Origin of the sequence: Pseudomonas kitaguniensis, assembly GCF_049199985.1 — a bacterium.
Lineage (GTDB): Bacteria > Pseudomonadota > Gammaproteobacteria > Pseudomonadales > Pseudomonadaceae > Aquipseudomonas > Aquipseudomonas kitaguniensis.
The window spans coordinates 64537-78815 of record NZ_JBLZPT010000003.1; the positions used below are offsets into that span (position 1 = coordinate 64537).

Sequence of the window (14279 nt, forward strand, 5' to 3'; positions counted from 1 at the left end):
AGGGTTTTTGAGATTTGTGTTGGTTTACCGGCTAGCATTGGCCTTTGTCTTCATTACTGTTTCTCGCTTCGGATAGCCCTCCATGACCGCCCATCGAATTGGTTTCCTGATTTGGCCCAGCACAAAAGCACTGACGCTTGCGCTGGCTGAGGAGGCCTTGCGTGTTGCTCAGCGCGTGCACCCGGAGGTGGTTTACGAGTTGTCGTTTCTGCTCGCCGAGCCTGCCACCGAAGGCGCCTGGCAATTGCCGGGTGAGCCTTGGGCGGGCAAGCTTGAAGGCTTCCAGAAGCTGTTTTTGCTGGCCGACGAACCGCCCACCGCCATCGCTTCGCAACTCAGCAGTGCGCTCAAGCAGCAGGTTCGCGCAGGCTGCGTGATCGGCGGTTTGTCGGCCGGTGTGTACCCGTTGGCCCAGCTTGGCCTGCTCGACGGCTACCGCGCCGCTGTGCACTGGCGCTGGCAGGATGACTTTGCCGAGCGTTTCCCCAAGGTTATCGCCACCAGCCACTTGTTCGACTGGGACCGGGACCGCCTGACCGCCTGCGGCGGCATGTCGGTGCTCGATTTGCTGTTGGCTGTGCTGGCCCGCGACCACGGCGCCGAACTCGCTGGCGCGGTGTCCGAAGAGCTGGTGGTGGAGCGCATCCGCGAAGGCGGCGAACGCCAGCGTATTCCGCTGCAAAACCGCCTGGGCTCCAGCCACCCGAAGCTGACCCAAGCCGTTTTGCTGATGGAAGCCAACATCGAAGAGCCGCTGACCACCGACGAAATCGCCCAGCACGTGTGCGTGTCGCGACGACAACTGGAGCGCATCTTCAAGCAGTACCTCAATCGCGTCCCCAGCCAGTACTACCTGGAACTGCGCCTGAACAAGGCGCGCCAGATGCTCATGCAAACCAGCAAGTCGATCATTCAGATCGGCCTGTCGTGTGGCTTCTCCTCGGGGCCGCATTTCTCCAGCGCCTACCGCAACTTCTTTGGCGCCACCCCGCGCGAAGACCGCAACCAGCGGCGCAGCAGCAGCCCGTTCGAATTGTCGTCAGTGCCGTCCGAGCGCGGTTGATCATTCCTCCATCGGTGTAGGGCCTACGATCACCAATTGCGCGCCTTGCTCATCCACGGTGGCGGCATCTACTTGAAAATCAATGCCGGTGCGCACGTAGTGTTGCCTGAGATGGTTCAGGCTGCGTGGCGACAAGGGGTTGGCGCTGAGATCGCAATCGTGGTTATAGGCTGTGGTCGATTCGAGTAAATCGGCCGGGATTTCGCGAATCAGATTGTTACTCAGGTCGATCGTTTCCAGATATGGGAGGCTGAATACGCCGTGGGGCACCTCGCTGATACCGGTGTTGCGCAAGTGCAGCGCGGTCAGTTGCGACAGGTTGCTGACGTTCGGCGCCCGGCTCAGTGGGTTATCGGTCAGGCTCAGGTACTCAAGCTTGGTCATGTCGCCGAGCATGTTGATGTCCGGCGCAGTCAAGGTGATGCTGCACTCCTCGATGCTCAGGGTGGTGAGCCTCGCCAAGCGCGGCAGGGTGGTCGGCAGCGTCCCCAGCACGCAGCTGCTGAGTGTCAGTGTTTCCAGTTTGCCAAAGCAGCGCACTGTGCCATCGACATTGCCAGTGGTGCCGCCTCCGTTAATTTCGAGGCTGGAGACATGCTCGAACGTTGCGCTCAGTTCCGGCAGCGGGCCCAAGGCTGATGTTTGCAGGGTCACTGAATGGGTGAATTCATCGCTCAGGCTTTCTTCATCCTCCTCGCTTTCGCGGCGCCAGGCCTCTTCAAGTACGGTCTTGATGTGCAGGCGTGCGAGTTGTTCCTGGGCGGCTGCCTGTTCATCCAGTGGGGTGTCAAGAATCGGATGGCGATCGGGTACGTTCAGCGCCCAGTGTTGCAAGTCGGTGACCAGTTGGGCGTATTCGGCTTCAATGCGCGTCAACGTCGGGGCGACCGCGGCCATGTTGCCGGGCAGGCTGAAGAGAAAGCGGTCAGCTTCGGATTCCAGGTAGGTCGGGTACAGAATCCTGACCCTGGAGCGTTCCACGCTCGGGGCTTGGGCGTTGAAATGCTCGCCATGGGCCTGGCAGTAGGCCTTGATCTGTTCCAGTGCCGGCAGCCTCAACGGGTTGCCCGAAAGGTTAAATTGCCTGGCGATGTCGGGCGTCACGCTGAACAGGGTCTGGGGCAGTGCGCTGATTTGATTGTCGCTCAGCAGGGCTGCCTGCACTATTGGGCGCTGTACCAGGCCGTCCGGCAGGTGGTCGATGCCGGTGGCCGACAAATCCAGATAAATCAGCTCGGGCATGCCCCGCACATCGGGTACCAGCCCCAGCGGGTTGCTGTGCAGGTCGAGCGAATGCAAGTTGCTCATTGCGCTTAATCGGGAATGGCTTTGCGCAGTGAGGGTAATGTTGCAATCACTCAGGGTCAGGCTGTTCAGCGTGCGCATGCCGCTCAGTTGTGGCGGCAAGTCTGCCAGCGGTATCGACCTGAGCTCCAGATGACGCAGTTTGGGGAACCTGAGTAAAAAATGCTCGACGCCGCGCATGCGCCCGCCGCTTATCAGCGATAGCAGTGAAACATGGTTCAAGGCGACGCCCAGCTCCGGCAGGTCGGCTAACCCCGGCGCATAGAGCCTCAGCGTATGACCGTTGCGGGCGGGGTTGGCGAAATACTCGTCCTTGTCGGTTTCCCGGCGCCAGCACTGCTCAATCTGTTCTGCCACCAACCTGCGCGATTGTTGCTCGTAAAAGCGTCGCCCGGCGGTCATTGCCAGCTGGGTGTCGGGGTCGATAGGCGCAATGTCGGCCTGCCAGGTGAGCAAATTCTGATGCAATATCTGCCGTTGCTCACGCAGGAGCGCAAGTTGATTGGCGGCACCTTCCGGCCGCGTTTGCATGTGTTCGAGCAGCAGCTGTATTTGCGCGTCCGCCAGGCTCGGGAACAGCTCGCGTAACTGCGCAGTCAGCGGCGGCGGCCCGTCACCATAGGCAGCCTGCGCCTGGTAGCCGTCCATGCCGCCCAACAGTTTCATGGTTTCGGGGTCGTAAGTTGGTTTGCGCAGCGGGTCTGTGCTGAGTATTTCGCGCAAGCGATTGCGCGCTATGGCCTGTTGCCGAATGTGCTGGCGCAGGCGCGGGCCTTGATCCACGTTCAACTGAATAGCTTGGCGCTGGCTGTCGGGCAGTGCGCTGAGGATGGCCGAATAAAAATCGGTGGCGGCGGTCAGCGAACCGCGCTCGTCGTACGGGGTGTATTGGCCGGTTTCGCTACGCACCAAGGTTCGCACAATCGGCGCATCGGCGGCGCCGATCTGGTCGCGCAGGCTGCCGGTGGCGCTGTAGTCGCGAAGTTCGAGGCGCACTTGGGCAGACCAGCCGGGCAGTGCGGGCAGCGAGTGCAGCGCCAGGCGCTGTGAGTCCAGCGTCTGGGCGCCGAAGTACAAGCCTTCATAGGCCCTGCTCAGGCGTACTTCTTCGAACGCGTTGCGCGCCAGCAGGCTGAGGCGCTGAGGTGTGTTTTGGTTATCCAGCGCTTGCAGTTCTTCGGCCGTGACCTGCTCCAGCAGTTTTTCCGCAACGCAGGCGGGCAGGCCAGGGGCTGCGTCCATCAGGCGCTGCGCCCGTGGGTTACGCGTTGCCTGCCGATTTGCATAGTGTGATTCAAACAAGGACGCGCGCTTGTCTTCGGCAATCGCCGCGAGTTTCTTGCGCAGATGGCCGGTGCGTACGTCCAGGCTCAGGCGCAAATCACCGACCGTTGCGCCAAATGCACTGGCAGCCTCTGGCGCCGGCAACTGGGTGAGTATCGCCTTGAGCAAATCACCGTTATTCAACTGGCTTTCGGGTATCTCGATAGCAGGCAGTTGGGTGTCGCCAAAGGCCCAGGCCGCCTTGCCTTGGGCGTCGATAAATTGCAGGCGGCGTGTTTCCGGCCAGTAACCATAAGTGGTCAGTAGTTGCACATTCGCCTGTGGGTCCACTTGCGCATAGGCTGCCGGGTCATCGCTGCGCAGCCGGTCGATCAAGGTTTGAATGTCCCGGTCGACCCGCAGGCGGTCCAGGGTATCCATCAGCAGGGCGGGAGGCGTGTGGCTGTTAACGTGCATTTTGCGCAGTGCGCTTTCGTCAACGCCGCTGATGCTCAGCGCCAGCGCCTGATCAGCGTCGCTGATACCTTCCACGCTGTGCCCCAGGCGCTGTAACAGGGTTTTTGGGCCCCATTGCAATGGGCGCTCCAGTTCTGTGTGCCAGGCGCCTTGGCCGTTGTGCTGCACGCTCGGCCGATAAGCGTCGGCACGCGTCGGGTGCTGGATGAGCAGGGTATTGGCGGCCGGGGCTTCTTCCACGGCGTAGAATTTGTCGTCCAGCGGCAACAGGTTTTGGCGCTGATGCTTGAACAGGCCTGACGGGTCGCGGTACGTACCTGCTGGCACGCTGACCGGCTGTTCGTAGGCCGCAAGGTCGGGTTTCCAGTAGAGCGTACGGCCATTGGCAAGTTGTACCGGTTTGAAGCGGTCAATGAAGTCGATCACGCTTTGGGGCAGCACCTTGCGAAATTCGGCGACGGCAATCTTGCTGCCCACGGCGAAACCACCCAGTTGAACCAAGGCTTGCACCGCACCCAGCAGGTGTTCGACCGCCTCGCCGCCCAGGCCTTCGCTCCAGTCGATGATCCCTTCGAACACCTCATCCAGCAATTGATAGGCCATATAACCGAGCATCAATTCCCCGGCAAAGGGCACGAACGGCGCGATGACAAAAGCGGCGGCTTGCAGGATTGCCGACGCCACATTGACGAACGAATCCCACAACGCCCAACGCGCCGCGCGGTCCACGGTGGCCGTGGCGACGGCGCTGGTGCGGCCGTCATTGAGGATCTGGTTGAGTTGGCGCTGGTACTGATGGCGCCACAGGTTGCGACTGCCCGGGGTTGCCACAAAACGCACCCTTGGATTGTCCGTGGGTGTTTCGCGCCAGCTCGGCAGGTTGCTGCCCGGCACGAAGGGGTGCCAGGTAATGCTGCCGAGCAACTGGCTGAGGTTGGCGAAAAAATGCCCGCGTTGTTCATGCGCCACAAAACGGCTGAAAAAGCGTTGGTAGTCGTCACTGCGCAACTGGCGCACCAGTTCTTTGTGCATCGCCTGCGCAGAGGCGTACTCCTTGATCGGGTGCTCGGGGTCGCCGGGTACATAGGCCACGATACGCACCGCAGCGCGTGTTTGCTCAAGGTCAGGCGCAAACACGATGATGCCGGGCAGGTCCACGCCCATCAGGCTCAGGTCGTGGTAACGGAGTGTCTGGCCTGCCAGGCGCACGCCGGCGCCGGCCACGCTGTCGACCAGGCCCTGGAGCAGTCGGTAATAGTCTGGTTGCAGGTCGCCCTTGAGCAAGGCCCAGTGCAGCGCGGTGTGCAACTCGGCTTTGTGGCTGCGTTCGACTTTGTGTTGCAAGACCGCCTCGGCGACCGGTTCGGTCATGCCCAGTTGCTCCTGCAAGTAGCTTTCATACTGCGCGCCGATATCGAGGTCGCGGCACAACTGGGTAAAGGCCTCAATCGAGAGCACACGCTTGGTGGCCGGTAAGGTATCGAAGAGCCCTCTGGCGTCGGGGCGCGTCACGAAAGTCGACACCCTTTCATAGGCGTCCGCCAACGTTTCCTTGTGTTCGAAGTTGTGCAGGGCGGCGTCCAGCAGTGACACGGTCCAGGTGCGGCTGGCGCCCGAACGGAGCGCAAAGCCGGGAATTTTTAGCGGGATGTAAAGCCGCAAGAAGGTGTTTTTGACATCCAGGTCCAGGCCGTACTTTGTTTTCAGGGCGAGGGTAAGGATCGGTTCGGCAAACGCCTGGGCGTCCAGCACACCGGCAAGCGCCTGTTCGACTTTGTTTTGCGCGTTCCAGTGGGCAATCGCCAGGCGCTTGAACTCGCTTTGGCTGTTGGCGCTGGCGTCGCGCAATGCTTGAGGCAGGCGCGCGGTGCTTTGGCCGAGTGTTTGGCGGCGGCGCGAGGAGGTTTCGCCGAGCCAGCGCGGCATCGCGTCTTTTAACTGCGCGTAATGGTTGTCGGGCTGAGTCGAGAGGGTGGTGCGCGGCGTTTGTTCTGCAGAGTCAGGCATGTTGCCAATCCTTGAGCGTGATTAAAGCGCTCCAGTAAATCGGCGTGCGGCAACGGTGGGTGCTAACGGGTTAGCGCAATTGGCACGGGTTGATCTGATCCGGCGCGTTGTGCCGAAAACCCCGCCGCTGGTTTACACTGCGCCATTGCGACGCAATATGTCGCATTGCCGTAAACCCGCGTAAAACCGGGGTTGGCGCTATAAGAAGTTGTCGCTTGGCGGCAAGGCCGCGCTGAAAACTGTCCTTACAATCCCTGCATCGCCCGCCAGTATCAGGCAGGCGTTCCTCTTCAGGAGACTCCGATGTCCGTTGAGCAAGCCCCGGTGCAACGTGCCGATTTCGACCAGGTCATGGTTCCCAACTACGCACCTGCCGCCTTCATCCCTGTGCGTGGCGCGGGTTCACGCGTATGGGACCAGGCGGGTCGCGAGCTGATCGACTTTGCCGGCGGCATCGCGGTTAACGTATTGGGCCACGCCCACCCGGCGCTGGTCGGTGCATTGACCGAGCAAGCCAACAAGCTTTGGCATGTTTCCAACGTGTTCACCAATGAGCCGGCCCTGCGCCTGGCGCACAAGCTGATCGACGCCACCTTTGCCGAGCGCGTGTTCTTCTGCAACTCCGGCGCCGAAGCCAACGAGGCCGCGTTCAAGCTGGCCCGTCGCGTGGCGTTCGACCGTTTCGGAACCGAGAAGTACGAGATCATCGCCGCGCTCAACAGCTTCCACGGCCGCACGCTGTTTACCGTTAACGTCGGTGGCCAGTCGAAGTACTCCGATGGTTTTGGGCCTAAAATCACCGGCATCACCCACGTTCCTTATAACGACCTGGACGCGTTGAAAGCGGCCGTGTCCGACAAGACCTGCGCGGTGGTGCTGGAACCGATCCAGGGCGAAGGCGGCGTGCTGCCAGCCGAACTGGCTTACCTGCAAGGCGCCCGCGAACTGTGTGATGCGAACAATGCGTTGCTGGTGTTTGACGAAGTGCAAACCGGCATGGGCCGCAGCGGCCACCTGTTCGCCTACCAGCACTACGGCGTGACGCCGGACATCCTCAGCAGCGCCAAGAGCCTGGGCGGCGGTTTCCCGATCGCGGCGATGCTGACTACCGAAGCGCTGGCCAAGCATTTGGTGGTCGGCACCCACGGCACCACGTACGGCGGCAACCCGCTGGCCTGTGCGGTGGCCGAAGCGGTAATCGACGTGATCAACACGCCTGACGTGTTGGCCGGGGTGAACGCCAAGCACGCGCTGTTCAAGGCGCGCCTGCAGCAGATCGGCGAGCAATACGGCATCTTCACCGAAGTGCGCGGTTTGGGTTTGTTGATCGGTTGCGTGTTGAGCGACGCCTTCAAAGGCCGAGCCAAGGACGTGTTCAACGCGGCCGAAAAAGAAAACCTGATGATCCTGCAAGCCGGCCCGGACGTGGTGCGTTTTGCGCCGAGCCTGGTGGTGGAAGAAGCGGACATCAACGAAGGCCTGGACCGTTTTGAGCGTGCAGTGAAAACCCTGACGCAAGCTTGATTCAAATGTAGGAGGGGGCTTGCTCCCGATAGCGGTGAATCAGTCACCTGATTTATCACATGACAAACTGCTATCGGGAGCAAGCCCCCTCCCACATTGCAATATTCCAACATTGGAATACTCCCACTGTGGAGTAGGTGTTGTTCCTGATCTTCCCGGTATTTTCCCCCTATGATTTTTCGAGTTAAGGAGTGACACCATGCTGGTGATGCGCCCCGCGCAAATGGCTGATCTGGGCGAGGTACAGCGTCTGGCTGCGGACAGCCCGATTGGTGTCACTTCCTTGCCGGATGATGTAGAACGCCTGAGCGACAAGATCGCCGCCAGCGAAGCGTCTTTCGCCGCCGAGGTCAGTTTCAACGGTGAAGAAAGCTATTTCTTCGTACTCGAAGACACCGAAACCGGCAAGCTCGCAGGCTGCTCGGCCATCGTCGCGTCGGCGGGTTACTCGGAGCCGTTCTACAGTTTTCGTAACGAAACCTTTGTGCACGCCTCTCGCGAGCTGAAAATTCATAACAAGATTCACGTGCTTTCGCAGTGCCACGACCTCACCGGCAACAGCCTGCTCACCAGTTTCTACGTGATGCCTGCGCTGGTCGGTTCGCCGTGGTCGGAACTCAATTCGCGTGGCCGCCTGTTGTTCGTCGCCAGCCACCCGGAGCGCTTCGCCGATTCGGTGGTGACCGAGATTGTGGGCTACAGCGACGAGAACGGTGACTCGCCGTTCTGGGACGCCATCGGCCGCAACTTCTTCGACCTCAACTACGCCGCCGCCGAACGCCTGTGCGGGCTGAAAAGCCGCACCTTTCTTGCCGAGCTGATGCCGCATTACCCGATCTACGTGCCGTTGCTGCCGGACGCCGCCCAGGAAGCCATGGGCCAGGTGCACCCGCGTGCGCAAATCACCTTCGACATTCTGATGCGCGAAGGGTTTGAGACCGACCATTACATCGACATCTTCGACGGTGGCCCGACGCTGCACGCGCGGGTTTCGGGTATTCGCTCAATCGCCCAAAGCCGCGTAGTGCCGGTGAAGATCGGCGAGATGGTCAAGGGTGTTGGCCGCCAGTACCTGGTGAGCAATGCGCAGTTGCAGGACTACCGTGCGGTGATGCTTGACCTGGACTACGCGCCAGGCAAACCGGTGATCCTCGACCTGGCAACCGCCGAAGCCTTGGGCGTCGGCGAAGGTGCCAGCGTGCGTCTGGTTGCCGTTTAAACACAGAGTTTCGCGAGTGGCCCACGCGGGCGGCTTGTCTGAGGAGATAGCATGATCGTTCGTCCCGTACGCAGCAGCGATTTACCGGCCCTGATTGATCTGGCGCGCAGCACCGGCACCGGCCTCACCACCTTGCCGGCCAACGAAGAGCGCCTGACCCATCGGGTTGGCTGGGCCGAAAAAACCTTTCGCGGCGACGCCGGGCGTGGCGATGCCGACTACCTGTTTGTGCTCGAAAACGACGAAGGCCGCGTGGTGGGTATTTCCGCCATCGCCGGTGCCGTCGGCCTGCGCGAGCCTTGGTACAACTTCCGGGTCGGCCTGACGGTCAGCGCCTCTCAGGAGTTGAACATTTACCGCGAGATTCCGACGCTGTTTCTGGCCAACGACCTCACCGGCAATTCCGAATTGTGCTCGTTGTTCCTGCACGCCGATTACCGCAACGGCCTCAACGGCCGCATGCTGGCCAAGGCGCGCATGTTGTTTATCGCCGAGTTCCCGCAGTTGTTCGGCAATAAGATCATTGCCGAGATGCGCGGTGTGTCGAATGACGCCGGGCGTTCGCCATTTTGGGAAAGCCTCGGTCGGCACTTTTTCAAGATGGAATTCAGCCAGGCGGATTACCTCACCGGCGTGGGCAACAAGGCGTTTATTGCCGAGCTGATGCCGAAGTTTCCGCTGTACAGCTGCTTCCTCTCCGAAGACGCGCGCAACGTGATCGGCAAGGTGCACCCGGACACCGAGCCTGCGCTGAGCATGCTCAAGAGCGAAGGGTTCAGCTACCAGGGCTATGTCGACATTTTTGACGCCGGCCCGGCGGTGGAATGTGAAACCGCCAAAATTCGCGCCGTGCGCGACAGCCAATCGCTGGTGTTGGCGATCGGCACACCGGGGGACGACGCCACGCCGTTCCTGATCCATAACCGCAAGCGGGAAGAGTGCCGCATCACCGCCGCGCCGGCCCGTCTGGCGGCAGGCACGTTGGTGGTCGATCCGCAGACCGCCAAGCGCCTGCAACTGGTGGTCGGTGATCAAGTGCGTGCGGTACCGTTGTCTGCTGCTCGGGAGTCGAAATAATGAATTCGTTGTATGTCGCAGGTGCCTGGCTGGCAGGCCAAGGCGAACTGTTTGAATCGCGTAACCCGGTCACCCAGCACGTGCTGTGGAGCGGCAATGGCGCCAGCGCCGAACAGGTTGAGTCCGCCGTGCAGGCCGCACGCCAGGCCTTTGCCGAGTGGGCACGGCGCCCGCTTGAAGAGCGCATCGGCGTGTTGGAAGCCTTCGCCGCTACGCTGAAAAGCCGCGCCGATGAAATCGCCCGCTGCATCGGCGAAGAAACCGGCAAGCCGCTGTGGGAATCGGCCACCGAAGTCACCAGCATGGCCAACAAAATCGCGATCTCGGTGCAAAGCTACCGCGAACGCACCGGCGAAAAGAGCGGCCCGCTGGGCGACGCCACCGCCGTGTTGCGTCACAAACCCCACGGCGTGGTGGCGGTGTTTGGCCCGTATAACTTCCCTGGCCATTTGCCCAACGGGCATATCGTCCCGGCGTTGCTCGCGGGCAACACCGTGCTGTTCAAGCCGAGCGAGTTGACGCCTAAAGTCGCCGAGCTGACCGTGCAATGTTGGGTCGAAGCGGGTTTGCCGGCAGGCGTGTTGAACCTGCTGCAAGGCGGGCGCGAAACCGGTATCGCGTTGGCGGCCAACCCAGGCATCGACGGCCTGTTCTTCACCGGTTCTAGCCGCACCGGCAACCACCTGCACCAACAGTTTTCGGGGCGCCCGGACAAGATCCTGGCCCTGGAAATGGGCGGCAATAACCCGTTGGTGGTCGACGAAGTGGCCGATGTGGACGCGGCGGTTTACACCATTATTCAGTCGGCGTTTATTTCCGCCGGCCAGCGTTGCACCTGTGCCCGGCGTTTGCTGGTGCCGCAAGGCGCGTGGGGCGATGCCTTGCTGGTGCGCCTGGTGGCGGTCAGCGCGACGATTGAAGTCGGTGCGTTCGACCAGCAACCGCCACCGTTCATGGGCTCGGTGATTTCCCTTGGCGCCGCGAAAGCCTTGATGGACGCCCAGCAACTGATGTTGGCGAATGGCGCCGTGGCGTTGCTCGAAATGACCCAGCCGCAGGCTCAGGCCGCGTTGCTGACACCGGGCATCATCGACGTGACCGGTGTAACCGAGCGCGAAGACGAAGAGCTGTTTGGCCCGTTGCTGCAAGTGGTTCGCTACGCCGATTTTGCCGCAGCGATTGCCGAGGCCAACAACACCCAGTACGGCCTGGCCGCTGGCTTGTTGTCGGATTCCGAAGCGCGCTATCAGCAGTTCTGGTTGGAAAGCCGCGCCGGCATCGTTAACTGGAACAAGCAGCTTACCGGCGCCGCCAGTACCGCACCGTTTGGTGGCGTAGGCGCCTCGGGCAACCACCGCGCCAGTGCGTATTACGCGGCCGATTATTGCGCGTACCCGGTGGCGTCTTTGGAGACCCCGAGTCTGGTGGTCCCCGCCACGCTGACCCCCGGCATTACGCTGGCCTGAAGGTGACAGTTGATCGGATTTACAGCTAAAGATCTGCACTAGATGCCTATAAAAACAGATGTTCGTGGAGCCTCGCCGATGAAATCCTGTGAAGTCAATTTTGACGGTCTAGTGGGGCCGACCCATAACTACGGTGGCTTGTCCTACGGCAACGTCGCGTCCCAGAGCAACAGCCAGCAGTCCTCCAACCCGAAGGAAGCGGCGTTGCAAGGCCTGCAAAAAATGAAAGCCCTGATGGACATGGGCTTTGTGCAAGGCGTGTTGGCGCCGCAGGAACGTCCTGACGTCGCCGCCTTGCGCAACCTCGGTTTCAGCGGCAGCGACGCGCACGTCATCCAGCAAGCGGCCAAACACGCCATGCCTTTGCTGGTCGCCAGTTGCTCGGCGTCGAGCATGTGGGTGGCCAACGCCGCCACCGTCAGCCCCAGCGCCGATACGGCGGATGGCCGCGTGCATTTCACCGCCGCCAACCTCAATTGCAAATACCACCGCAGCATCGAACACCCGACCACCAGCCGTGTGCTGGGGGCGATGTTTGCCGACAGCAAACACTTCGCCCACCACGCCGCGTTGCCGGCGGTGGCGCAGTTCGGCGATGAAGGCGCGGCCAACCACACGCGTTTCTGCCGTGACTATGGCGAGGCGGGCGTCGAGTTCTTCGTGTTCGGCCGCAGTGCCTTTGACACCCGTTACCCGGCGCCGCAAAAGTACCCCGCGCGCCAGACCCTTGAAGCGTCGCAGGCCGTCGCGCGCCTGCACGGGCTTGCCGACACTGGCGTGGTCTACGCCCAGCAGAACCCGGCGGTGATCGATGCTGGCGTGTTCCACAACGACGTGATCGCGGTGGGCAACGGCGAGGTGCTGTTCTATCACGAGGACGCGTTCCTCAATACCGAGCAGATGCTCGCCGAGTTGCAGGGCAAGTTGGGCGCAGTGGGCGCTAACTTCCAGTCGGTGTGCGTGCCGCGCGCGCTGGTCAGCGTCGAGGACGCGGTGCGTTCCTATCTGTTCAATAGCCAGTTGCTGACGCGCGCTGACGGCTCGATGCTGCTGATCGTGCCGGAAGAGTGCCGCGCCAACGCACGCGTCTGGCAGTACCTGCAAGGCTTGACCGCCGCCGGTGGGCTGATCCGCGAGGTGAAGGTGTTCGACCTCAAGCAAAGCATGCAAAACGGCGGCGGCCCGGCGTGCCTGCGTTTGCGCGTGGCCTTGAACGAAACGGAACTGGCGGCGGTGAACCCAGGCGTTATCATGACCGCGCCGTTGTTTGACACGCTGACCCAATGGGTCGACAAGCACTACCGCGACAGCCTGCGTGAAACCGACCTGGCTGACCCGCAATTGCTGCTTGAGTGCCGGACGGCATTGGATGAACTGACGCAAATCCTTAAACTGGGCTCGGTGTATCCTTTCCAGATCAATTAACGCCACCTCTTTTACACCCCATGGCTGAGAACTATTTATGACCATCGACACCCTGAAACTGATTCTTGAAGACACCGACGGCACCCAGCTGGAAACCTCCTGCACCCGCGTCGCAGTGGTCTGGCAGGGCAAGGAAATCTGGATTCAGCACGATGGCCGCGGCCAACTGTTGATCGGCGTGGACGTAGAAGAAGGCGACGCCGAGTACGCCAACCTGCTGATGCGCCCATTGGCCACTAACTTGATGAGCCTGCAACTGGAAATGGAACCGGCCGACGTCGAAGGTGATGACGACGACCACGTCCACGGCCCAGGCTGCAACCACTAAGGAAGCTGCTTATGCTCGCCCTCGGCAAACTGCTTGAACTGACCCTCGCCGGTCGTGAACCGGCGCAAAAAATTCAACTGACTGTCGACGGCGTGCAGATGCGCTGGCTCAGCGAGGGCGCACTTGAGGTGCGCCCGCCGCTGGCACAGGACAACGGCTGCGACGTGCTGTTGTCGTGTGGCATCCATGGCAACGAAACCGCGCCGATCGAACTGCTCGACCGCCTGTTGCATGGCATCGCGCGTGGGGAGCTCAAACCGCGCACGCGTATTCTGTTCCTGTTCGGCAACCCCGAGGCCATGCGCCGCGGTGAGCGTTACCTGGAACTGGACGTCAACCGGCTGTTCAACGGCCGTCATGAACAAAATATCGGCCCCGAAGCGATGCGCGCCGCCGAGCTTGAGCAACTGGCGCGCAGCTTCTTCAGCGTGCCCGACCGCTCGCGCCTGCATTACGACCTGCACACGGCCATTCGCGGCTCGAAGATCGAGCAGTTTGCGCTGTACCCATGGAAAGACGGGCGCCAGCATTCGCGCCACGAACTCGCCCGCCTGTGCGCCGCCGGCATGCAAGCGGTGCTGCTGCAGAATAAGCCTTCTATCACCTTCACCGCGTTCACCTACGAGCAACTCGACGCCGAGTCCTTCACCCTGGAATTGGGCAAGGCGCGGCCGTTCGGGCATAACCAGGGCGTGGACGTGTCGCGCCTGGAAACCCGCCTCAAGCACATCATCGAAGGCACGGAGCCTGTGACCGACAGCCTCGATGGCCTGCAGCTTTTTGCGGTGTCACGCGAAGTGATCAAGCACAGCGATGCGTTCTTGCTGCACCTGCCAGCGGATGTGGAAAACTTTTCGGAGTTGGAGAAGGGCTACTTGCTGGCCGAAGACGTGGCCAAAACCCGCTGGGTGATCGAGGAGGAGGGCGCACGTATTATCTTCCCCAACCCGAAGGTGAAGAATGGCCTGCGCGCGGGCATATTGATCGTGCCCACCACCGACGCCGGGCTAGCGTAAACCTCAAGGCCTCAGCGGATACAACTGTGGGGGGGGGGGGGGGGGGGGGGGGGGGGGGGGGGGGGGGGGGGGGGTGTTTTTTATATAAAAAAAAAAAAAAAACAAACAA

General features: G+C 61.4%; 9 protein-coding genes. 8 read left to right on the forward strand and 1 reads right to left on the reverse strand.

Annotated elements, in window-relative coordinates:
• Nucleotides 1–82: 82 nt before the first annotated feature.
• Nucleotides 83–1063 carry a transcriptional regulator ArgR gene (gene argR / locus ACOZK9_RS05725; protein ID WP_058415114.1) on the forward strand — a complete coding sequence of 327 codons (981 nt, stop codon included), beginning with the start codon at nt 83–85 and terminating at the stop codon, nt 1061–1063.
• On the opposite strand, the gene ACOZK9_RS05730 is transcribed toward argR, so the two are convergent.
• Nucleotides 1064–6115 carry a dermonecrotic toxin domain-containing protein gene (locus ACOZK9_RS05730; RefSeq protein WP_421555437.1) on the reverse strand — a complete coding sequence of 1684 codons (5052 nt, stop codon included), beginning with the start codon at nt 6113–6115 and terminating at the stop codon, nt 1064–1066.
• Nucleotides 6116–6418: 303 nt separating this feature from the next.
• Here ACOZK9_RS05730 and ACOZK9_RS05735 point away from each other — a divergent pair, with 303 nt between their 5' ends.
• The 7 genes from ACOZK9_RS05735 (at nt 6419) to astE (ending at nt 14170) form a co-directional block, all read left to right on the forward strand.
• Nucleotides 6419–7639, forward strand: coding sequence for an aspartate aminotransferase family protein (locus ACOZK9_RS05735; protein ID WP_099236229.1), 1221 nt, complete (start codon nt 6419–6421; stop codon nt 7637–7639).
• A gap of 199 nt (nt 7640–7838) precedes the next feature.
• Complete coding sequence (aruF, locus tag ACOZK9_RS05740; protein WP_058415111.1) at nt 7839–8858, forward strand: arginine/ornithine succinyltransferase subunit alpha; 1020 nt, start codon at nt 7839–7841, stop codon at nt 8856–8858.
• A 51-nt stretch (nt 8859–8909) separates the two neighbouring features.
• Nucleotides 8910–9935 (forward strand): arginine N-succinyltransferase, encoded by a 1026-nt coding sequence (gene astA / locus ACOZK9_RS05745; protein ID WP_058415110.1) that lies wholly within the window; start codon nt 8910–8912, stop codon nt 9933–9935.
• Nucleotides 9935–11401, forward strand: coding sequence for a succinylglutamate-semialdehyde dehydrogenase (astD, locus tag ACOZK9_RS05750; protein WP_421555438.1), 1467 nt, complete (start codon nt 9935–9937; stop codon nt 11399–11401). Before astA ends, astD begins: the two co-directional genes overlap by 1 nt.
• Nucleotides 11402–11479: 78 nt before the next feature.
• The gene (astB, locus tag ACOZK9_RS05755; RefSeq protein ID WP_421555439.1) at nt 11480–12826 is read left to right on the forward strand and encodes an N-succinylarginine dihydrolase; all 1347 of its coding nucleotides are present in this window, start codon (nt 11480–11482) and stop codon (nt 12824–12826) included.
• 37 nt (nt 12827–12863) lie between these two features.
• Nucleotides 12864–13154 carry a hypothetical protein gene (locus ACOZK9_RS05760; RefSeq protein ID WP_058415107.1) on the forward strand — a complete coding sequence of 97 codons (291 nt, stop codon included), beginning with the start codon at nt 12864–12866 and terminating at the stop codon, nt 13152–13154.
• Between the two features lie 11 nt (nt 13155–13165).
• Nucleotides 13166–14170, forward strand: a complete 1005-nt coding sequence (gene astE, locus ACOZK9_RS05765) for a succinylglutamate desuccinylase (RefSeq protein WP_058415106.1) — start codon at nt 13166–13168, stop codon at nt 14168–14170.
• Nucleotides 14171–14279: the final 109 nt, after the last annotated feature.

Coding starts and splice junctions, on each gene's coding strand:
- argR (WP_058415114.1), top strand. CDS start 83: ATGACCGCCCATCGAATTGGTTTCCTGATTTGGCCCAGCACAAAAGCA.
- ACOZK9_RS05730 (WP_421555437.1), bottom strand. CDS start 6,115: ATGCCTGACTCTGCAGAACAAACGCCGCGCACCACCCTCTCGACTCAG.
- ACOZK9_RS05735 (WP_099236229.1), top strand. CDS start 6,419: ATGTCCGTTGAGCAAGCCCCGGTGCAACGTGCCGATTTCGACCAGGTC.
- aruF (WP_058415111.1), top strand. CDS start 7,839: ATGCTGGTGATGCGCCCCGCGCAAATGGCTGATCTGGGCGAGGTACAG.
- astA (WP_058415110.1), top strand. CDS start 8,910: ATGATCGTTCGTCCCGTACGCAGCAGCGATTTACCGGCCCTGATTGAT.
- astD (WP_421555438.1), top strand. CDS start 9,935: ATGAATTCGTTGTATGTCGCAGGTGCCTGGCTGGCAGGCCAAGGCGAA.
- astB (WP_421555439.1), top strand. CDS start 11,480: ATGAAATCCTGTGAAGTCAATTTTGACGGTCTAGTGGGGCCGACCCAT.
- ACOZK9_RS05760 (WP_058415107.1), top strand. CDS start 12,864: ATGACCATCGACACCCTGAAACTGATTCTTGAAGACACCGACGGCACC.
- astE (WP_058415106.1), top strand. CDS start 13,166: ATGCTCGCCCTCGGCAAACTGCTTGAACTGACCCTCGCCGGTCGTGAA.